26 protein-coding genes are annotated in these 17,729 nt (G+C 35.3%); 11 read left to right on the forward strand and 15 right to left on the reverse strand.

The genetic code is table 11. The annotated features are described in order from the left end of the window. Nucleotides 1-18: 18 nt before the first annotated feature. The 4 genes from IQ237_RS13965 to IQ237_RS13980 all read right to left on the reverse strand — a co-directional run bounded on the left by IQ237_RS13965 (nucleotide 19) and on the right by IQ237_RS13980 (nucleotide 1,323). Nucleotides 19-453, reverse strand: a complete 435-nt coding sequence (locus IQ237_RS13965; protein ID WP_194056117.1) for a type II toxin-antitoxin system VapC family toxin — start codon at nucleotides 451-453, stop codon at nucleotides 19-21. Beyond that, nucleotides 446-715 (reverse strand): hypothetical protein, encoded by a 270-nt coding sequence (locus tag IQ237_RS13970; protein WP_194056119.1) that lies wholly within the window; start codon nucleotides 713-715, stop codon nucleotides 446-448. The genes IQ237_RS13965 and IQ237_RS13970 overlap by 8 nt, the downstream gene beginning before the upstream one ends. A gap of 198 nt (nucleotides 716-913) precedes the next feature. Further along, nucleotides 914-1,102 (reverse strand): type II toxin-antitoxin system HicA family toxin, encoded by a 189-nt coding sequence (locus IQ237_RS13975; protein ID WP_194056121.1) that lies wholly within the window; start codon nucleotides 1,100-1,102, stop codon nucleotides 914-916. 2 nt (nucleotides 1,103-1,104) lie between these two features. Then, a complete protein-coding gene (locus IQ237_RS13980; RefSeq protein ID WP_194056123.1) occupies nucleotides 1,105-1,323 on the reverse strand; it encodes a type II toxin-antitoxin system HicB family antitoxin in 219 nt (72 codons plus the stop codon). A 274-nt stretch (nucleotides 1,324-1,597) separates the two neighbouring features. Between IQ237_RS13980 and IQ237_RS13985 the strand changes: the two genes are divergently transcribed. Further along, nucleotides 1,598-1,843, forward strand: a complete 246-nt coding sequence (locus tag IQ237_RS13985; protein ID WP_194056125.1) for an AbrB/MazE/SpoVT family DNA-binding domain-containing protein — start codon at nucleotides 1,598-1,600, stop codon at nucleotides 1,841-1,843. Further along, on the forward strand, nucleotides 1,830-2,216 hold the full coding sequence (locus IQ237_RS13990; RefSeq protein ID WP_194056172.1) for a PIN domain-containing protein: 387 nt from the start codon (nucleotides 1,830-1,832) through the stop codon (nucleotides 2,214-2,216). The genes IQ237_RS13985 and IQ237_RS13990 overlap by 14 nt, the downstream gene beginning before the upstream one ends. 274 nt (nucleotides 2,217-2,490) lie before the next feature. Here IQ237_RS13990 and IQ237_RS13995 read toward each other — a convergent pair whose 3' ends face one another. The 3 genes from IQ237_RS13995 to IQ237_RS14005 form a co-directional block, all read right to left on the reverse strand. Beyond that, complete coding sequence (locus IQ237_RS13995) at nucleotides 2,491-3,330, reverse strand: Ig-like domain-containing protein (protein ID WP_194056127.1); 840 nt, start codon at nucleotides 3,328-3,330, stop codon at nucleotides 2,491-2,493. A gap of 289 nt (nucleotides 3,331-3,619) precedes the next feature. Further along, nucleotides 3,620-4,951, reverse strand: coding sequence for an O-antigen ligase (locus tag IQ237_RS14000; RefSeq protein ID WP_194056130.1), 1,332 nt, complete (start codon nucleotides 4,949-4,951; stop codon nucleotides 3,620-3,622). Beyond that, entirely contained in the window at nucleotides 4,933-5,775 is an 843-nt protein-coding gene (locus tag IQ237_RS14005) for a YaaW family protein (RefSeq protein WP_194056132.1), read from the reverse strand. Before IQ237_RS14005 ends, IQ237_RS14000 begins: the two co-directional genes overlap by 19 nt. 102 nt (nucleotides 5,776-5,877) lie before the next feature. Here IQ237_RS14005 and IQ237_RS14010 point away from each other — a divergent pair, with 102 nt between their 5' ends. Together IQ237_RS14010 and IQ237_RS14015 are read left to right on the forward strand one after the other, a co-directional pair. After that, a complete protein-coding gene (locus IQ237_RS14010; RefSeq protein ID WP_194056174.1) occupies nucleotides 5,878-6,936 on the forward strand; it encodes an FAD-dependent oxidoreductase in 1,059 nt (352 codons plus the stop codon). A gap of 528 nt (nucleotides 6,937-7,464) precedes the next feature. Continuing rightward, nucleotides 7,465-7,842 (forward strand): hypothetical protein, encoded by a 378-nt coding sequence (locus tag IQ237_RS14015; RefSeq protein WP_194056134.1) that lies wholly within the window; start codon nucleotides 7,465-7,467, stop codon nucleotides 7,840-7,842. A gap of 308 nt (nucleotides 7,843-8,150) precedes the next feature. Here IQ237_RS14015 and IQ237_RS14020 read toward each other — a convergent pair whose 3' ends face one another. Together IQ237_RS14020 and IQ237_RS14025 are read right to left on the reverse strand one after the other, a co-directional pair. Beyond that, nucleotides 8,151-8,489: a XisI protein gene (locus IQ237_RS14020; RefSeq protein WP_194056136.1), complete on the reverse strand. Its 339-nt coding sequence runs from the start codon at nucleotides 8,487-8,489 to the stop codon at nucleotides 8,151-8,153. After that, on the reverse strand, nucleotides 8,474-8,893 hold the full coding sequence (locus tag IQ237_RS14025; protein ID WP_194056138.1) for a XisH family protein: 420 nt from the start codon (nucleotides 8,891-8,893) through the stop codon (nucleotides 8,474-8,476). The genes IQ237_RS14020 and IQ237_RS14025 overlap by 16 nt, the downstream gene beginning before the upstream one ends. Nucleotides 8,894-9,063: 170 nt before the next feature. Between IQ237_RS14025 and IQ237_RS14030 the strand changes: the two genes are divergently transcribed. Beyond that, nucleotides 9,064-9,378, forward strand: a complete 315-nt coding sequence (locus tag IQ237_RS14030; protein ID WP_228020271.1) for a hypothetical protein — start codon at nucleotides 9,064-9,066, stop codon at nucleotides 9,376-9,378. 78 nt (nucleotides 9,379-9,456) lie between these two features. Here the strand turns inward: IQ237_RS14030 and IQ237_RS14035 are convergent, their stop codons facing one another. The 6 genes from IQ237_RS14035 to IQ237_RS14060 all read right to left on the reverse strand — a co-directional run bounded on the left by IQ237_RS14035 (nucleotide 9,457) and on the right by IQ237_RS14060 (nucleotide 11,869). Continuing rightward, nucleotides 9,457-9,735: a type II toxin-antitoxin system PemK/MazF family toxin gene (locus IQ237_RS14035; protein WP_228020272.1), complete on the reverse strand. Its 279-nt coding sequence runs from the start codon at nucleotides 9,733-9,735 to the stop codon at nucleotides 9,457-9,459. Continuing rightward, nucleotides 9,713-9,901 (reverse strand): hypothetical protein, encoded by a 189-nt coding sequence (locus IQ237_RS14040; protein ID WP_194056140.1) that lies wholly within the window; start codon nucleotides 9,899-9,901, stop codon nucleotides 9,713-9,715. Before IQ237_RS14040 ends, IQ237_RS14035 begins: the two co-directional genes overlap by 23 nt. A gap of 177 nt (nucleotides 9,902-10,078) precedes the next feature. Beyond that, entirely contained in the window at nucleotides 10,079-10,828 is a 750-nt protein-coding gene (locus IQ237_RS14045; RefSeq protein ID WP_194056149.1) for an HNH endonuclease, read from the reverse strand. A 68-nt stretch (nucleotides 10,829-10,896) separates the two neighbouring features. Beyond that, nucleotides 10,897-11,238: a XisI protein gene (locus IQ237_RS14050; protein ID WP_194056151.1), complete on the reverse strand. Its 342-nt coding sequence runs from the start codon at nucleotides 11,236-11,238 to the stop codon at nucleotides 10,897-10,899. Further along, nucleotides 11,226-11,639, reverse strand: coding sequence for a XisH family protein (locus tag IQ237_RS14055; RefSeq protein WP_194056153.1), 414 nt, complete (start codon nucleotides 11,637-11,639; stop codon nucleotides 11,226-11,228). Before IQ237_RS14055 ends, IQ237_RS14050 begins: the two co-directional genes overlap by 13 nt. An 8-nt stretch (nucleotides 11,640-11,647) precedes the next feature. Continuing rightward, the gene (locus IQ237_RS14060; RefSeq protein WP_104387583.1) at nucleotides 11,648-11,869 is read right to left on the reverse strand and encodes a DUF433 domain-containing protein; all 222 of its coding nucleotides are present in this window, start codon (nucleotides 11,867-11,869) and stop codon (nucleotides 11,648-11,650) included. Nucleotides 11,870-12,035: 166 nt separating this feature from the next. Between IQ237_RS14060 and acnB the strand changes: the two genes are divergently transcribed. The 6 genes from acnB to IQ237_RS14090 all read left to right on the forward strand — a co-directional run bounded on the left by acnB (nucleotide 12,036) and on the right by IQ237_RS14090 (nucleotide 17,605). Further along, the gene (acnB, locus tag IQ237_RS14065) at nucleotides 12,036-14,600 is read left to right on the forward strand and encodes a bifunctional aconitate hydratase 2/2-methylisocitrate dehydratase (protein ID WP_194056155.1); all 2,565 of its coding nucleotides are present in this window, start codon (nucleotides 12,036-12,038) and stop codon (nucleotides 14,598-14,600) included. A gap of 59 nt (nucleotides 14,601-14,659) precedes the next feature. Then, a complete protein-coding gene (locus IQ237_RS14070; RefSeq protein ID WP_194056157.1) occupies nucleotides 14,660-14,908 on the forward strand; it encodes a type II toxin-antitoxin system RelE/ParE family toxin in 249 nt (82 codons plus the stop codon). A 14-nt stretch (nucleotides 14,909-14,922) separates the two neighbouring features. Beyond that, on the forward strand, nucleotides 14,923-15,120 hold the full coding sequence (locus IQ237_RS14075; protein ID WP_194056159.1) for a type II toxin-antitoxin system Phd/YefM family antitoxin: 198 nt from the start codon (nucleotides 14,923-14,925) through the stop codon (nucleotides 15,118-15,120). A gap of 24 nt (nucleotides 15,121-15,144) precedes the next feature. Beyond that, a complete protein-coding gene (locus IQ237_RS14080; RefSeq protein ID WP_194056161.1) occupies nucleotides 15,145-15,561 on the forward strand; it encodes a XisH family protein in 417 nt (138 codons plus the stop codon). After that, nucleotides 15,549-15,890 carry a XisI protein gene (locus IQ237_RS14085; RefSeq protein ID WP_194056163.1) on the forward strand — a complete coding sequence of 114 codons (342 nt, stop codon included), beginning with the start codon at nucleotides 15,549-15,551 and terminating at the stop codon, nucleotides 15,888-15,890. The genes IQ237_RS14080 and IQ237_RS14085 overlap by 13 nt, the downstream gene beginning before the upstream one ends. A 167-nt stretch (nucleotides 15,891-16,057) precedes the next feature. Next, the gene (locus IQ237_RS14090) at nucleotides 16,058-17,605 is read left to right on the forward strand and encodes a DUF262 domain-containing protein (RefSeq protein ID WP_194056165.1); all 1,548 of its coding nucleotides are present in this window, start codon (nucleotides 16,058-16,060) and stop codon (nucleotides 17,603-17,605) included. Nucleotides 17,606-17,729 lie beyond the last annotated feature (124 nt).

Genomic DNA, 17,729 nt, shown 5'->3' on the forward strand with positions numbered 1-17,729 from the left:
CCAAAAAGCGATCATTCTCTAACGTTGTAAATCTAAATATACTCTTTTAAAAGGTTGTTTTCGATAACGACGGTAAATATCAAAATCACTATCTAATGTAATGATGGACGAAATGTTGAGTCGTTCAGAGATAGTAATTAATGACAAGTCAGCAAAATCACCTGGTAAGTCTGCATACTGTTGATTAAGTTCTTTAATGCGAGTAAAATCTTCTGGGATTAGGGGAATACAACGATAAAGTTTTTGAGCTAAATCGTTGAGAAATTCATTTTGTGTCCGATAATCTTCACTTAAAAGATACATTACTTCAGTCACGCAGGGAATAGTGGTAATCAGTTCACTTGAACATTGTTCAAAAAAGTTGCAAACAGATTTATGATAATTATCTTGCAAGCTGTAGTAGGCAAATAAAATACTACTATCAGTAAGAATAATAGGAGGATAATCATTCATTGATAATATTTTTGTGACGGTTTTGAATATGTTCTGCAATAGCTTGTTTACGATTTTCTCGTAATGATAATTCAGGATCAGCATTTTGTAATAGGTTCTCTGGATGTTTTCCTCGTCTTTGAGCTAGGGTTTGACGGGGTTTTATGGTTTGCCAATGTTGATAAATGAGTTTTTTTATCAGTTCTTCCGAGGTGGTATTCTCTTGAGTAATGATTTCTGCTAGGTAGGTTTCCGTTTCTCGATCTAGATTAATAGATATCATTTTTGTTCTCTGTTATAGATATCAACATTGTTATATTATACTCTAAAAATATGATCGCCCTCTCACATCCCCAAAAAAGCGAACTGCTTGCAGCAGCGCTGGCGCTATCGCCCTCTCACATCCCCAAAAAGCGATCTCTAAAGGCGATACCTACTATTATCTGAATAGCAAAGCATCCCATGAGAGATACGGTACTATTTAAAACTTAGGTAATAAATCTGCTTGTTTACAAATTGCATTTGCTGTAATGCGATCAATGCTGCGATGTCTTTTGACAGGAATAGTTTTTAGATCATTAGTATAAATCGAATGATTTCCACCTTCCCGTAATAAATAATATCCGTTTTCTTCTAAATATTTAATTAAATCTTTTCGTTTTACTGACATAATCAAACTTCTACTGGAATTTGTTCAAGTAAAGAGCTTCCTGTGGGAATTTCTTTATTTTGTTGACGATAAGCAATGATCATTTCTTTGAGAGCATCTTGTAACATAACTCTACATTCTTCTAAGGTTTCTCCTTCAGTAATAACTTCTTGCCATTCAATCAGTTGTCCCATATAGCCGCTATTAACTTTTGTATATTTGGCAGTGTATGTAGTTAGCATTATTTTGTTTTTGAAGATAATTACATATAGTCAATTATAAACCTATTTTTACCAAAAATTCAAGGTGTTAGCATTGCTAAACCCCTAAAAATCATTGATGGTAGATAAGTGATCGCATATCCCCAAACAGCGATCGCACCTTCCACATCCCCAAAAAGCGATCGCCCTCTCACATCCCAAACAGCGATCGCTCATCCTCCCATTCCCAAAAAGCGATCGCAAGATTAGATTGTGTTATTCTTAAAGTAAGGAACTCAAGTAAGGAGTTGAAGTCATGACCAGTGCCACAATTACCACCAAAGGACAAGTAACTATACCTAAAGAAATCAGAGATTATCTGAATTTGGATACAGGAAGTAAAGTTGATTTTGTGATTGATGAAAATGGCATAGTTAAACTTATTCCCCTGAATATACCTGTCGGAAAATTATCTGGGATTTTGCACAGAAAAGGGATGAAATCCGCCACTTTAGAAGAAATGGAACAAACAATTAGTGAGGGTGCAAGTGATTGGAGTTGATACAAATATTTTAGTACGTTACCTCACAAAAGATGATGAAAAACAATGGGAAAAAGCTGTTGAGATTATACACAGTGGAGAACAATGTTTTATTGCTAATGTTGTTATTTGTGAGTTAATCTGGGTTTTGCGTGGTAATCCTTATAATTTTACTAAACAAGAAATTAGTAATACTGTAGAGATGATGTTGCAATGTGCTGTTTTTGAGTGGGAGAATCGTTCAGTTATTTATCAAGGATTGCGGCGTTTTCAACAGGGAAATGCAGATTTTTCTGATTATTTAATTGGTGCAGTTGCTCAACAATTTGGTTGTACTATAACGGCGACTTTTGATAGGAAATTGAGAGGAGAAAAAGGGTTTGATGGTGTCTAGTAATTTTATCATACTTAAACAGCGATCGCACCTCTCACATCCTAAAAGCGATCGCACCTCTCACATCCTAAAAGCGATCGCACCTCTCACATCCTAAAAGCGATCGCCCTCTCACATCCCCAAAAAAGCGATCGCCCCTCCACATCCCCTAAACAGCGATCGCCCCTCCACATCCCCTAAACAGCGATCGCACCTCTCACATCCTAAAAGCGATCGCACCTCTCACATCCTAAAAGCGATCGCACCTCTCACATCCTAAAAGCGATCGCACCTCTCACATCCTAAAAGCGATCGCCCTCTCACATCCCCAAAAAAGCGATCGCCCCTCCACATCCCCTAAACAGCGATCGCACCTTCCACATTTCCCAAAAAGCGATCGCACCTCCACATCTCCCAAAAAGCGATCGCCATCTGCATTTCCATTGCCGAATGCAGTTTGCATTTTCCCACTGGGACTAATTAACCGAGCAAAAATGGAGGGAAAGACGAAGGTCGTATTATCAGGTGTTTTATCAATTAAAGCATCATAGTACAAGCGTTGTCCGGCTGTACCTGTAAAGGTATACTCATCAATTTCCCCAGGCTTATCAATTCTGCTACTGACGATATTACCTAAAGTTAACGGTGTATCAAATAAGGTATCTAACATGAACCCAGGTGTTTCTGGTGCTGTAGTATCCAGGGTAAAATCTAATTTTAATTCATTAGAAATATTACCAAATTTATCTTCTGCTTTGAGTGTTAGTTGATAATTTCCATCTGGCAGATTTCCACCGTTAATTGCTGTCAGTGTATCTTTATCTAATGTGAAACTACCATTTTGCAACTTAGATAAAACATCTACAAAGTTGCCAGAATTTAACTTGGCTTGGAATTTTGTGATTTCACTGGCATCTGTAACAGTTCCTTTGATTGTAGAATCGAAAGTGATACCATCGGTGTTGATGCCTGTATCATTATTAAGACTAGCAGTAATTGATGGTGCTGTTGTGTCTGGTGTTGATTGCGTAATCACCACAACTTGAGTCGTTTCTGTGCTATTTCCTGCTAAATCAACAGCTTTAATCATCAGGTTTTGTTGTCCTGATGATAAACCTATTAAATTCAATTCCACATCAAACACACCTTACGATAACTACCCGCATCGGCTAGGAAGTTAATTGAGATTTTCCCTGTGTTATCTACTAAGAATATTCCTGGTGTTCCTGCGTGTTCTACTGCAAATTTTTCACCTTTTAATTCAAGAAAACTATGATCATTTTCTGCTTTTAATGCTGCTATTACTTCTGGTGCTAAAATTTACACGATTAAATTAAGTATTGTAACGATTGTTTTCAAATTACAACAAATTATACATGGTAGGGACAATTTATGAATTGCCCCTACGGAAATATAGCGCAACCTCACATAGAATTGGTATGATGACGTGACTGATGCTGATAACATACACCACACAGGGCAGCTAAAAATACCCAAAATAATGTACTTAATCGTAAATCAAATGTTGTGACATCGACTGTATTAAATATTATCCAACCGATAAAAGTAAGTAGATAACTAAAAAAGATGATTTTGTTTTCTGGTTCTAAATATTTTGATGTCCATAGAGTTTTACTAGCAGTAATTAAAATCAAAATTAGTAACCCACAAAATAACAAAGTTGTAATTAAACCAGTTTCTGCTGATAACATTAAAAATAAGTTGTGAGGATGACCTAAGTCTATCTGCATTTTGGTTTTATAAAGTCCGCTAAAACTGCGTAAACCCGAACCTGTAAAGGGATGTTGTTGTGTTAAATTCCAAGCAAATTCCCATTGGGTTTTTCGCATTAATGCTACTGGCCGATCAGGGTACATTTGATCATTTAACCGCGCCCAGATAAAATAAGGAACGAAACGGCGGAAAAATTGAGCGATCGCTCCTGGTGCAAAAGCTGCTAACAATATGCTAGTTATAATACCCAGAAACCCAGCAACAATTAACCGCCAACCTTGATATAAAGCATAAGCTAAACAGGTAATAATCGCTATTCCCCAAGCATTTCTAGAATTGGTTAAAATCAAAGCTAGGAAATTAGCAATTACTGTTATTGTTAAGAAAATAATGGGACGGTAATTAGTTGTGATTTTTTGTTTGAGTTTTTGTTTGATTTGTTGATAGTTTTCTAACCATAAACCCAAACCTAAAATAAAAATTGTCACTAAATAAGCGGCTAAAGTATTGGCGTGCATGAACACAGAAGCCATGCGTCCGGGTGGATCTCCTCCAGGGGAAATTGTCAAATCTATTAACACCCAAAGAAATTGTATTTTAAAACTCCAACCTAAAAATAATTGTCCAAAACCGATAATTACCACAGGTAAAGAACCACATACCATAATCCAAGATATTCGCCGTAATTGGGCGGTTGTTTGAATTAAGGATGTTAATCCGGCAAATACAAAAAAATAAGGTAATAAGTTGAATAAACCCAGGAAAGCCTCTAATTTATGAGAGGCAAACCCGGTAGTTATCAACAACAATAAACTTAAAATTGCAAATCCTTTGTGCAGGGGTTTTTGGCTAATGGTGCGGTATTTTTTCGCCCAAGTTATTAATGCTGCCAAAAAAATAGTTACAGCCCCCAAAAATGGATTAATTGGGAAAACCAGCAACCCAAATTGAAGACTGTTCCACGCAGGTTGCAAACTAGAATCAGGATGATAAAAAGCCTTGTTCAAGCTAACTCCCAACATTCTGCACGGGTGAGACGAATTTGCGCGAGGGTAAAAATAGTAGGAATAATGCGACCATAGTTAGTAGCGATCGCTCTCCAACCTAAATCAGCAAAAAACCAAGCCCACATCATTGGTCCGACAACAGCAAAAACACTGCGAACTGCACTATATCGGGCTGCACTTACAGTCATTCCCCTTCGCGCCATTTGTGCTGTGACATAGCTTTGAAATTGTTTGCTGGCTACTTGTGTACCTGTAATTGCAGTTTCTTTGGCTACTTGATAGGTAGCTAAATGAATAGCAAATTGACGGGCAATTTGTTGAAGTACATAAGGCTGAATCACAGAAGTTACAGCTAAAGCACTACCACCTTTGAAAATTAATCCTAAAGGATCTTTTTGTAATGACAGAGGTAATGGTTTTTGCACCTCTGATGATAATAACTGATGTTGTATTTTAGTGGCAATTTTTTGCTGTTCTTGTTTTGGCAGCTTTTTCCACACCTTTCCTAAAAGATGCAAAAATACCTCTGCTTCTAAATCAACAGTTGCTAAATCCTCATAATAAGTAATTTTCAAATATTTACATACTTGAATTAATGCTTGTCGGTAAGTTACTTGATCAGTGCGTCCCCGTAATACCGTGATCCCATCAGCCGCTAAAAAGCGAAAGCGGTCTTCTATTGCATTTAACCAAGCTTGACGATCTTGGCTTTGCACTTCGATGGGTTCGGGTGTGTGAACATAATCTAGGGGATTAAATTTGCGACTAAACAGAATAGCTGTTAAGTCTTGTAGTTCTTCTTCGGTGGCTAACTCTAGTACCGCCCTTAGTTCATCCAATTTCCCATCCTCCCTTCCGTGCTGCTGGTCTGTACCCTATTCTACTATTAGCTTTTAATAGTTATTGTCAAGGTTGAATTGTGAAATATGTCAAATTCTCATATTACTGATATTGCGGTTATTGGTGCGGGTATATCTGGTTTAGTTTGCGCCCAACGCTTACGTCAAGCTGGTTATGGGGTTTTAGTGGTGGAAAAATCCCGTGGTGTGGGGGGAAGAGTTGCTACTCGCCGTTTGCAGGGAACTTGGGCAGATCATGGTGCTTGTTATCTCAAACCCAAGGGTAAATTATTGAGTAATTTTGTGGAATTGTTGCAAAAACGGCAAGTTCTGAAAGTTTGGACAGATACGGTTTATGAATTTTCAACCGCAGAGGGTATATCTCAACCAGCAAACTTTAGTCCACATTATGTTGCACCAGAGGGAATGAGCAGTATTGCTAAATTTCTCACTCCTGGTTTAGAGATTTTATTTAATCAGCGTGTGATCAAGATTAATCTTACCAAAGAAAATGCTTGGTGTCTTACTTTAGACAATAATGAACAATTAAACGCCAAGGCTTTAATAGTTGCTATTCCTGCACCCCAAGCTGAGGATTTATTAGCGCCTTTGGGTAAAAATTTATTGGGTGCTGAATTTTTGGATAGTTTGCATTCTGTTGAGTTTTACCCTTGTATTAGTGTCATGGCGGGATTTTCCCCCAACTCTCAACCTTTACCCCATTGGAAAGCTTTAACTTTTAATGATCATGCTAATTTAGCATGGATTGGATTCGATAGTAGCAAGCGTTCCCAATCACAACCACCGCATTTTGTGTTACAAAGTAGCGCCAAGTTCGCTCAACAACATCTAGAAACCCAAGATTTACAACCTGTTGCTAATGATATGTTGCAAACAGCAGCAGCAAATTTAGCACTTCCCTGGTTAGAAAATCCTCAATGGATGCAAGTACATCGGTGGCGTTATGCTTTTCCTCGTACTCCTTTAGATGTAGCTTGTTTATCTGCAAATTCCGAATTACCTTTGGTTTGTTGTGGTGATTGGTGTGGCGGAAATCTGGTAGAAGGAGCAATGGTTTCGGGATTAGCTGCTGCTGCTGAAATTGATCAGCAACTGCAACATCTATTTATGGAAGATGTGGACTTTTTAAGATTTTTTTAATATGTAAATTACACTTTAATTCTTCCCTCAGAATATAATTCTGGGGAAAGACAAACTAAGCCCACAGACGGGGGCATAATTAGGAGCAGCTTCATATAGAAATAATATCAGAGGTAATGTAAATCTTATTGTGAGTTTAACTTTACTTTCAGGTTAAGCATAATTAACAAAATTTTTTGTAAATAAAGGTAAATAAAATTGATCCCTAATAGTTTATGCTGCGTTTTGTGTAGTTTTTCACCAAAATAGCGTAAATATGAAATAATTATATTTGTATAGCTCTAACATCGGTAATTAAGCAGTAGCTGGATTCCTATTTGAAAATAACATCTTTAAATAGGTATAAATTACAACTAAATATCATGGACTTTTAATCCTCTGATATTTTGCCAAGATTAAATCTTGAATTGGGGGTGTCGGGTATGGTGTGGGAAAGGGTGATCACTGCTTATCATTACCGAATTGGTATTGAGATAAATGTTTTGTTGCACCAATCATTTATTTGCATGGAAAAGGAGATAAGAACAAATGAAAACCGTAGTTAAGTTAACACAGCAATCTGTTATTAGTGAAATTGAAAGTGTTTTGCATACATACCCCTACCAACCTTATCAACAGGTTTTTGCTATTCCTGATTTACGTCAAGAGCTAATTTCTTTTGTAATTGATCGTCTTCCGGGTGTTGATAGTCGAGTTTCTGAGAGTCAAATAGGGTTTGCTGAAAATCCCAAAGAGAGTTTTTTCAATCACAAGTTATCCCGTAATCCTTTAGAACAAAAATTACATCTACAAAACTTGATTCACCAAGGGATTTTTTCAATCATGCAAGCAAAAGCAGAGTTTATTAGTCAACACCTTTGTGAAACAATTCAACCAGGTTTTCAACCTTCTAACTGGTTTGGTTGATTGCTGTTAATTCCTGGACAACTTTCGACTATCATCAGATCCCTGACTTTTTCAAGAAGTCTGGGATTTGTATCTCAAGTTATTATTTTGCACACCCAGAGAAAATCTGCTCAATTGCTCAACGTGAAAACTGGATTGTTTACCGGCAAATTCTTCTGTTAAAGTTTTAATTTGTGATGATTAACTTTTGCTTGGAAGTGTATGTTTGTGTTCATTATTGATGTTTTTTGATATATTTTGATTTAGTGATTATAGCATATTGTTAGAATCAGGATGTCCAGGATTTAAGGATTTACAGGATTTATTCATTAACTAACAGCAAAATTTGTAAATGGTCTAATGCGAGGGTGACGAAATCCTAGTATAATGTCTTCTTTAGGAACACCTGCGGCAATTAACTCATTAGCAATACCTTCTTCTGTATCGTCATATTGAATCCAAATTTTTTGATCTATGATATCTATATGAATTGGGGTTGTATGAAGATATTTGTCATTATTCCATCCCATATCTAATACTAAATAGCGCCCTCTTTCATCATCAAATAATACCTGGGAAGTGTAACCATCGGGTATGGATGCGCGATATTCGGCATTTTCTGTTAATATTCTTTTGATAATGTCTTGATATTTTAGTTTTGTATCCATTGTATTATTTCCTCTGATATATCGTTAAATACGATTAGTTTGATAATTTGATTTTTAATCAAAATCTGTCCTATTTCTATTGTAAACACACTTTGATAAGCTGGTTGGGAAATGGCTAAATATAAATCTCGCTGTTCTCCAATTTCATTCAGGATTTGTTTGTATAAAATATACTGTCCTAATGCTTGTTCTAAGTCTTTAACATCTGATGCACTGACAAAACTTTTGACTTCAACAACTATTTTTTCTGTTCCTTTTTCTGCACTAATTAACCGTTCTGCTCCTAAGTCCGCAGATAATCGTTTATTTCCTATTTGCAAAGGAAAGGGATCATGGGTAATAGTCCAACCGTCTTTTTGTAAGGCGATTTTTACGGTATTATGGTAGATATCTCTTCTGGACATTATGGAAAGTTAAATTTTTAGGTGAGGTTTAGTTGATAATATCATTTTGTCTGAATCAGGATGTCCAGGATTTGAAAATTTACAGGATTTAATTGAGAGATTTTGAAAAATATGCAAAATATGATGTATAATGTGTTGTTGTATGATATAGTTATCTTTTTGTAATCTGTATGGAAACAATAACTATAAACTCTCATGTTGGAAATGATGGAATATTACATTTAGATATTCCTGTAAATATTAGTAATGCTGATTTAACAGTTACTATTATTGTTAAACCTAGTGATAATTCTCAACAGGAAAATAAACCCAAAGGAAAAGGTTGGCCTGCTAATTTTTTTGAAGAAACTTCAGGTTGTTTGAAAGATACTCCTCTAGTTATTGATTCTGAAGGTGTTTTTGATGATTTAGAGGATTTTCAGGATGGGGTTATTTTAGAGGATGAAAGGTTAAGTGATACTTACGATAAGCAAGCGATATTCTAATGAACTTTTAATCACCTAAATTCAGAGCCATTTTTAAAGCTAAATTTACTTTTTTTAGCAACATCGGCGATAAAAAACCTAATTTTTTTGAAAAACCGATTGATTCACAGTTGCTATTTTATCACTTCTAATTATTGAGCTTTTTTTCAGACCTGTTTCCTGAAAATCATCATCTTGTTCAGACACTAAAACCCAAGTATCTCTTAAATCACCATCAGGTATTTTTGAGAAAATTCCCAAAATAATTACTTCTTCTCTGTGAACAGCAATAACTAAAGCCGGTCTAAGTTTATTACTGCTTAAATCGCTAAAAGGAAAGGAAACTAACCAAATTTCATGAATCTTCGGTTTCATCATTATAAATATCCTCTTCTGGATCATTCCACTCTGTAAATCCTGTTTCTGCTAATTTCATAAACTCTCTCATTTCCAATGCTTTTCTAATTTCTGCAATTAATTCATTAATTTCTTCTACAGGAAATTGAAGAATCATGGCTTTAAGTTCTTCCTTTTTCACCTTCATTTTTTACACATCCTTGTTTTTATTGATTTGTAGCATTGATTTTACTTTTAAATCATTAGGTAGATTATAGCATATTGTCTGAATCAGGATGTCCAGGATTTAAGGATTTATAGGATGGGGTTATTTTTGAGAATGAGACATTTAGCGATAACGCTCTCTTCTTATTGACTATATCAGCTATTGAAGCATATTTTTAATTTGTTCTATGGTATATGGTGGATTTTTTTGATGTATCATGGCATGACAATTAGGACATACTGGACGTAAATCTTGAATTGGATCAACTTCGTATTCTTGATTAATTTCAGATAAAGGAATTAAATGATGAACATGAATAAACCCTTGACCAATTTCACCATAAATTTTTTCAAAGTTCACCCCACATACATAACAATTTGTACCATAGTATTTAATACATATTTTTCGAGCTTGATTATTTCTTTCATAAGCATTAACTGTTACTTGTCTAATAGATCCTTCTTTTAAATTTTGCACTTCTACTACTTCATCAGGAAATATTGTGACATTCTCTATTCTACTGGTTAATTGATCAGAATCAAAAAAGTATTGAAAATCTAGTTTTGGATTACTTAAAATTTTGCACACTAGCTGATATAATTCATTTTCAGAATATGCTTTAAATCCGTTATAAACTTCTTTTACAACACCAGTTAATGGCATATCCCAGCCTTTGCGAAGATTATTATGATAAGGATCAAATTTATCTCTACAATTTTTAAATGTAGTATCTTTCATTTCAAATATAGAGGATATTCTCATATGTGTTTCCCCTTTATTTCCAAAACCTAATTTGATATAAGCACCTTTATCAAATCTGGAAAGATAATAACCTACTATGTACGCATAGGGAGAACTACAGTTACTAAATGAATTTATCAGGCTATCCCAATTATCAGGTTTTCTCATAATTCACAATTCTTTTTGCTTGTTTGCCAAAAACCTACTGTGTAACCATTATAACCTAGATATTTAATCTAAGCTACTGCAAATTCTGTCAACTTCCGAGTTTCAGGATCATGAAAAGCCAAAACAATATCTTCTTTTGGTACACCTTCCTTTAATAACTCATTTGCAATACCTTCTTCTGTCCAATCTTCTTCAATATAAATCTTCTCATTTTTAATGCGAATATGTACAGAATTACCTTTAATTCTTTCCTCAGATGTCCAACCTACTTGTAACCATAAATATTGATCTCTGACCTCATCAAAAGCTAATAACATTTCCACATTTTCAGGAGAAGCAGAAGAAAAAAGCTGATGATATTCTGTTAAAATCTTTTTGATTAAAGTCCGATAGTTATTTAATTTATCCATTTAGTAATAACCTCCTTGGCTGTATCTACAATAATTAACTTTAAATCATTTTCTTCTACAATAATTTCAATGGTATCATCAAAATTAGCTTTATATACCAGTTGACTCAGTGCCAAGTAAATTTGATGGTCTGGTGCGGTTTTTTTGAGAAAATTACGATAAATGATATACTGACCTACAGCCCTTTCTAAATCATAGATAAATGAGGGATTAATAAAACTTTTGACTTCGATTACTATTTTCTCATCACCTTTTTGCGCTGATAATGAACGTTCTGCGCCTAAATCAGCTACCAGTCTTAATTTTTTGTAAATGATATAATATGGATCGGCTGTAATTTTCCAACCATCTTTAATTAAGGCGTTTTTAACTGAATCATGGTATATATCTTTGGCTGGCATTGTGGTTATTAATTAACTAAAATGGTTTGACGTTCACGATCTGCTGCATAACTTAAACAGGCTAAAATATCTTCTTTAGTTAAATAAGGAAAATCAGCTAATATTTCTTCAAAAGTCATTCCTGATGCTAAATAGGAAAGAACATCATAAACCGTAATTCTCATACCCCTAATACAAGGTTTTCCGCTTCTCTTTCCAGGTTCTATGGTAATAATATTTTTGTATGACATAATTAACTCCTGATAAACATTATTACTTACCTAATGTAAACTTTACTGTTCAGATTATAAACTATAAACTGTTCTAGATAATCAATTCCGTCCATTAGTAACTCCTGTAACATTTCCTTTACAATAAAATAAAGAAAACAAGATATTGCAGGAGAAAAGCTAAATCATGTTAGCAGAATATCAACAACATACCCAAGAACGCGCCCAAATGGGTATTCCCCCCTTACCATTAGATGCAAAACAAACATCAGAATTATGTGAATTACTCAAAAATCCCCCACAAGGACAAGAAGAGTTATTATTACATTTATTACGCGATCGCATACCCCCCGGAGTTGATCAAGCTGCTTATGTAAAAGCCGGTTTTCTGACTGCAATAGCTAAAGGAGAAATTACCAGTCCTTTAATTTCTGCCATCGAAGCAGTAGAATTACTAGGAACAATGGTAGGCGGTTATAACGTCCAATCACTGATTGATTTACTTTCTTCCCCTGTAGCAGAAAGCGCCGCTACCGCATTAAGCAAAATTCTCTTAGTTTATGATGCGTTTCACGATGTATTAGAACTATCAAAAACCAACAAATACGCTAAAAAAGTGATAGACTCTTGGGCAGCAGCAGAATGGTTTACTTCTCGTCCCACTTTACCAGAATCTATCACCGTTAAGGTTTTCAAAGTTCCCGGAGAAACCAACACCGACGACTTATCACCCGCAACCCACGCTACCACCCGTCCAGATATTCCCCTTCACGCCTTAGCAATGTTAGAAACCCGACAACCGGGAAGTTTACAAACCATTGCAGACTTGAAGAAAAAAGGACATCCTGTTGCTTACGTCGGTGATGTTGTGGGTACAGGTTCATCTCGTAAGTCTGCAATCAATTCTGTATTATGGCACTTAGGTAATGATATACCCTTTGTTCCCAATAAACGGTCTGGGGGTTATGTTTTAGGTGGGGCGATCGCACCTATCTTTTTTAACACCGCCGAAGATGCAGGAGCGTTACCCATACAATGCGATGTCACCCAAATGGAAACCGGTGACGTAATTACAATTTACCCCTACAAAGGTCAAATTACCAAAGGGGGAACAGTTATTGCAACTTTCACCCTCAAACCTGACACCATTTTAGACGAAGTTCGCGCCGGTGGACGTATCCCCCTATTAATTGGGCGTACCCTCACCGACAAAACCCGTCAAGCGTTAGGTTTAGCACCCAGTGATTTATTTATCCGTCCTCAACAACCAAAGGACACCGGAAAAGGCTTCTCATTGGCGCAAAAAATGGTCGGGAAGGCGTGCGGATTGCCAGGAGTACGTCCGGGTACATCCTGTGAACCCATCATGACTACAGTCGGTTCTCAGGACACTACAGGACCAATGACCAGAGATGAGTTAAAAGAACTTGCTTGTTTAGGTTTCAGTGCAGACTTAGTAATGCAGAGTTTCTGCCATACAGCAGCATATCCCAAACCAGTGGATATTAAAACCCACCAAGAACTACCTGACTTCATCTCCTCTCGTGGTGGTGTAGCCTTGCGTCCTGGTGATGGTATCATTCACTCCTGGTTAAACCGGATGTTATTACCGGATACAGTGGGAACAGGTGGAGACTCCCACACCCGCTTCCCCTTGGGAATATCCTTTCCTGCGGGTTCAGGGTTAGTTGCGTTTGCGGGTGCATTGGGTGTAATGCCTTTAGATATGCCAGAATCAGTTTTGGTAAGATTTAAAGGAGAATTGCAACCAGGAATAACTTTGAGAGATATTGTTAACGCTATTCCTTATGTTGCCATCCAAAAAGGTTTATTAACCGTCGAGAAAAAGAACAAGAAAAATATCTTTTCTGGACGAATTATGGAAATTGAAGGTTTACCTAATTTAAAGGTAGAACAAGCATTTGAATTAACAGATGCTTCCGCAGAACGTTCTTGTGCTGGTTGTACAATTAAATTGAGTGAAGAAACCATTGCCGAATATTTGCGTTCAAATATTGCCCTGTTAAAAAATATGGTAGCACGGGGATATTCTGATGCGCGAACCATCATGAGAAGGGTGGCAAAAATGGAAGAATGGTTAGCCAACCCAGTGTTATTAGCTGGTGATGCAGATGCCGAATATGCAGAAATAATTGAAATTGATTTAAACGAGATCAAAGAACCAATTGTTGCTGCTCCCAATGACCCTGATAATGTTAAGTTATTATCGGAAGTTGCTAATGATCCAGTACAGGAAGTTTTTGTTGGTTCTTGTATGACAAATATCGGTCATTATCGGGCAACTGCGAAGGTTTTGGAAGGTGCAGGAGAGGTAAAAGCAAGGTTATGGATCGCACCACCTACAAGAATGGATGAACACCAATTAAAAGTAGAAGGTGTGTATGATGTTTTCGTAGGTGCAAAAGCGAGAACTGAGATTCCTGGATGCAGTTTGTGTATGGGAAATCAGGCGCGAGTGGAAGATAATACAACTGTGTTTTCTACCTCTACTCGTAACTTTAATAATCGCATGGGAAATGGCGCACAAGTGTATTTAGGATCGGCAGAATTAGCGGCAGTTTGTGCGTTGTTGGGAAGACTTCCTAATGTGCAGGAATATTTGGATATTGTGGGTGAGAAAATCCATCCTTTTGCTGATAATTTGTATCGGTATTTGAATTTTGATCAAATTGTTGGTTTTGAGGATGAGGGGAGAGTGATTAGTAAGGAGGAACAGGCGGCTTTGGTATAATTTAGGTTAGGGTGGGTCTGGATGGACTCACCTGAATGTTTTGAAAAAGGTTAAAATATGTGCATTACCAAATAGAATTTAAACCTAAAGCAATCAAAGATTTACAGAAAATTCCTGTAAATGACAGAGAACGCATTATCAATAAAATTGAAGCAATGCAAGAAGATTTACAAGAAGATGTGAAACGCTTAACAAATTTTACTCCAGAATATCGTTTAAGAGTTGGTGATTATCGAGTTTTGTTTGAATTAGAAGAACAAACTATAATCGTGTATAGGGTTAAGCATCGTAGTAAAGCTTATGAGTAAGCGGAGGTTAAAAAATGATTGAATTACATCCTGAGTTTTTAATAAAAAATGGTGAAAAACAATTTGCTGTATTACCTTATGAGGAGTTTTTAAAGATTAAGGAATTGTTAGAAGATTTGGAAGATTTACGAGATTTGAGAGATGCTAAGGAAGAAGAAAAAGATAGTGTTTCTGTATCTTTAGAAGATGTCAAAAAGATGTTACTATCTTGATGATACAAATTACCAGGGTAAACAATGCCAGCAAAGGATACTTTCCATGAAGCGGTGAAAAATGCTTTAATTAAGGATGGTTGGATAATTACTTTTGATCCATATCCGATTAAATATGAAGAAGTTAAATTAATTGCTGATTTAGCTGGTGAAAAAACAATTTCTGCAACCAGAGAAGGAGAAAAAATAGTTATTGAAATTAAAAGTTTTCTGAGTCGTTCTCCCATGCGGGAATTTGAAACAGCGTTAGGACAATATCTTATTTATCAAACCTTTCTTTCTCTGACTCATCCTGAGTATAAAGTTTATTTAGCAATTGGTGAAAGGATTTATGAGAAGTTTTTTGAACAAGTTGCAATTGAATTAATTTTACAAAAATATCAAGTTTCACTGTTGGTTGTTGATATTAATAAAGAGGAGATTATCAAATGGACAAGTTAAATCATTATCAAAATATAATCAAACAAATCCTTACTGAATATGAAACAATTTCAGCACAAGTACCTGATCCTGATATAGATGAGGTATTAATGTTTGATGATCAAAGAAGTCAATACCTTTGGTTTAATATTGGTTGGAAGAATCGTAAAAGAGTAAAGGCAATTTCGGTTTATGTGAGAATTAAAAATGATAAGATTTACATTGAGGAAGATTGGACTGAGGAAGGTATTGCAACGGAGTTATTAAGGGAAGGTGTACCAAAAGAGGATATTGTTTTAGCTTTTCATGATCCTGAAACTCGGAAGTTGACTGAGTTTGCTGTGGCTTAATAGAGAAATACTTTGTTGGTATAATTTAGGTTAGGGTGGGTCTGGATAGACTCACCTGGAATATATTTTCGTCATAAAAGTACATATAAATTTACACAACCAACCTAATAATAGTAGCACAATTATTGATATTATTGTATATAAACAAACAAGTTAAAGGATTTTATATGCAAGTAAATCATGTTGCTCTACGCCGCTTACTAGACTCTACTATACAGTATCAAATTCCGCTTTTTCAAAGACCATACTCTTGGGAAAAAAAGAACTGGCAAACTCTTTGGGATGATTTGATAAGTATATACAATGACAAAGTAGAAGATTCTTATTTTTTAGGTTCTATAGTTACTCAATCCTTACCAGGAGTACCAGGCAGTATATCACCTTTTTTAGTGATAGATGGGCAACAACGCCTTACCACATTAACAATTCTCTTGGCACTTTTACGAAATCGTCTGAAAAAGACAGATCCAAAAGAGGCGGATAAAATTCAGGCATCATATTTAATTAATCAATTTGAGAGTAATGATAACTTTTATAAAGTTTTACCAACACAAAGTGATCGTCAAATATATGAGACTCTTATTAAAGGAGATGAACTTATAAAAAAAGAAGGTAGGATATACGAATCTTATCATTTTTTTGATGAAAAAATAAAAAAAGCTAAGGATTCTATTGATTGCATAAAATTGAAAAATATAATTCTTGAAAAACTCATGATAGTAAATATAACTACTGAGGAAAGAGATAATCCATACCTAATATTTGAAAGCTTAAATAATAAAGGACAAGAACTAACTCAAGTTGATTTAATACGTAATTATATATTTATGAAATTAGATGCTGATGAACGACAAAAAATATATGATGAAAAATGGCTGCCTTTTATCAAAAATTTTCAGCGCAGTATGGGAGAAGAAGAATACACTCCAGAACTAACAAATGCTTTTTATTTCTATGCACGTAAAGATGGTCAAGTAGTTAATCAGAAAGAAATTTATAAAATTATTAAAAACCTTTTTGAAAATTCAACTAATGGCGTAAAGGATGAGTTAAATCAACTTATACAATTTACAGAATACTACCAGAGATTAAATTTTCCTCATAAAGAACCAAATCTTGATTTAAGGGAAAGGTTTGAAAGGTTAAGAAAACTAGAATTTACAACTTGTCATATTTTTCTACTTAATGTATATCATCAATACGAACAGGAATCCATCACAATCGAACAATTTTTGGAAATTTTAAGTTGTTTAGAATCTTATTTTGTACGTCGTTTGTTAGTAGGTATCCCCACTAATATTCTGGGAACAGTTTTCACTTCTTTATACTCTGAAGTAATGAGACAAGATAAGAACAATTTAGTAAATGGATTGAAGCAAGTATTGAAAAGTTTTGATGATAAAAAGGCATGGCCTGATGATAGGGAATTATGGAAAGGAATGCTTGTTAAAAGTATATATACTTCAGGTACTAAAGAAAGGACAAAGCTTTTATTATGGAGTTTAGAATCATATCTAAATAGAGAAACAGTTGATCTTAATAAAGTAACTATTGAACATATAATGCCTCAGTCCTTAACTTCAGAATGGAAGAATATGTTGGGAGATAATGCTAGTTCTGTACATAAAAAATGGTTACATACTTTAGGTAATCTCACATTAACAGGTTACAACTCGGAAATGGGTAATAAACCCTTCTCTTATAAATTGAACTAAGTAAGTCGGCGGGGAAATTTATAACTATGTAACGGAAATTTAACAATTAGTATTATTGTTAAATTTAATACGTTCTGTACTATGTTTTCTGGTTTCTCCCCTAGCATTCACCCCATTGATAACG

The sequence above is a fragment of the Sphaerospermopsis sp. LEGE 08334 genome, from assembly GCF_015207205.1.
GTDB lineage: Bacteria > Cyanobacteriota > Cyanobacteriia > Cyanobacteriales > Nostocaceae > Sphaerospermopsis.

What these genes read in the sequence shown, in the direction of transcription:
- IQ237_RS14090 (WP_194056165.1), top strand. Translation starts at nt 16,058, where the DNA reads ATGCAAGTAAATCATGTTGCTCTACGCCGCTTACTAGACTCTACTATA.
- IQ237_RS13965 (WP_194056117.1), bottom strand. Translation starts at nt 453, where the DNA reads ATGAATGATTATCCTCCTATTATTCTTACTGATAGTAGTATTTTATTT.
- IQ237_RS14025 (WP_194056138.1), bottom strand. Translation starts at nt 8,893, where the DNA reads ATGTCCAGAAGAGATATCTACCATAATACCGTAAAAATCGCCTTACAA.
- IQ237_RS14040 (WP_194056140.1), bottom strand. Translation starts at nt 9,901, where the DNA reads ATGAAGGTGAAAAAGGAAGAACTTAAAGCCATGATTCTTCAATTTCCT.
- IQ237_RS13985 (WP_194056125.1), top strand. Translation starts at nt 1,598, where the DNA reads ATGACCAGTGCCACAATTACCACCAAAGGACAAGTAACTATACCTAAA.
- IQ237_RS14060 (WP_104387583.1), bottom strand. Translation starts at nt 11,869, where the DNA reads ATGTCATACAAAAATATTATTACCATAGAACCTGGAAAGAGAAGCGGA.
- IQ237_RS14000 (WP_194056130.1), bottom strand. Translation starts at nt 4,951, where the DNA reads ATGTTGGGAGTTAGCTTGAACAAGGCTTTTTATCATCCTGATTCTAGT.
- IQ237_RS14085 (WP_194056163.1), top strand. Translation starts at nt 15,549, where the DNA reads ATGGACAAGTTAAATCATTATCAAAATATAATCAAACAAATCCTTACT.
- IQ237_RS14050 (WP_194056151.1), bottom strand. Translation starts at nt 11,238, where the DNA reads ATGGATAAATTAAATAACTATCGGACTTTAATCAAAAAGATTTTAACA.
- IQ237_RS14015 (WP_194056134.1), top strand. Translation starts at nt 7,465, where the DNA reads ATGAAAACCGTAGTTAAGTTAACACAGCAATCTGTTATTAGTGAAATT.
- acnB (WP_194056155.1), top strand. Translation starts at nt 12,036, where the DNA reads ATGTTAGCAGAATATCAACAACATACCCAAGAACGCGCCCAAATGGGT.
- IQ237_RS13970 (WP_194056119.1), bottom strand. Translation starts at nt 715, where the DNA reads ATGATATCTATTAATCTAGATCGAGAAACGGAAACCTACCTAGCAGAA.
- IQ237_RS14035 (WP_228020272.1), bottom strand. Translation starts at nt 9,735, where the DNA reads ATGATGAAACCGAAGATTCATGAAATTTGGTTAGTTTCCTTTCCTTTT.
- IQ237_RS14075 (WP_194056159.1), top strand. Translation starts at nt 14,923, where the DNA reads ATGATTGAATTACATCCTGAGTTTTTAATAAAAAATGGTGAAAAACAA.
- IQ237_RS14080 (WP_194056161.1), top strand. Translation starts at nt 15,145, where the DNA reads ATGCCAGCAAAGGATACTTTCCATGAAGCGGTGAAAAATGCTTTAATT.
- IQ237_RS13980 (WP_194056123.1), bottom strand. Translation starts at nt 1,323, where the DNA reads ATGCTAACTACATACACTGCCAAATATACAAAAGTTAATAGCGGCTAT.
- IQ237_RS13975 (WP_194056121.1), bottom strand. Translation starts at nt 1,102, where the DNA reads ATGTCAGTAAAACGAAAAGATTTAATTAAATATTTAGAAGAAAACGGA.
- IQ237_RS14030 (WP_228020271.1), top strand. Translation starts at nt 9,064, where the DNA reads ATGGAAACAATAACTATAAACTCTCATGTTGGAAATGATGGAATATTA.
- IQ237_RS14055 (WP_194056153.1), bottom strand. Translation starts at nt 11,639, where the DNA reads ATGCCAGCCAAAGATATATACCATGATTCAGTTAAAAACGCCTTAATT.
- IQ237_RS14045 (WP_194056149.1), bottom strand. Translation starts at nt 10,828, where the DNA reads ATGAGAAAACCTGATAATTGGGATAGCCTGATAAATTCATTTAGTAAC.
- IQ237_RS14020 (WP_194056136.1), bottom strand. Translation starts at nt 8,489, where the DNA reads ATGGATACAAAACTAAAATATCAAGACATTATCAAAAGAATATTAACA.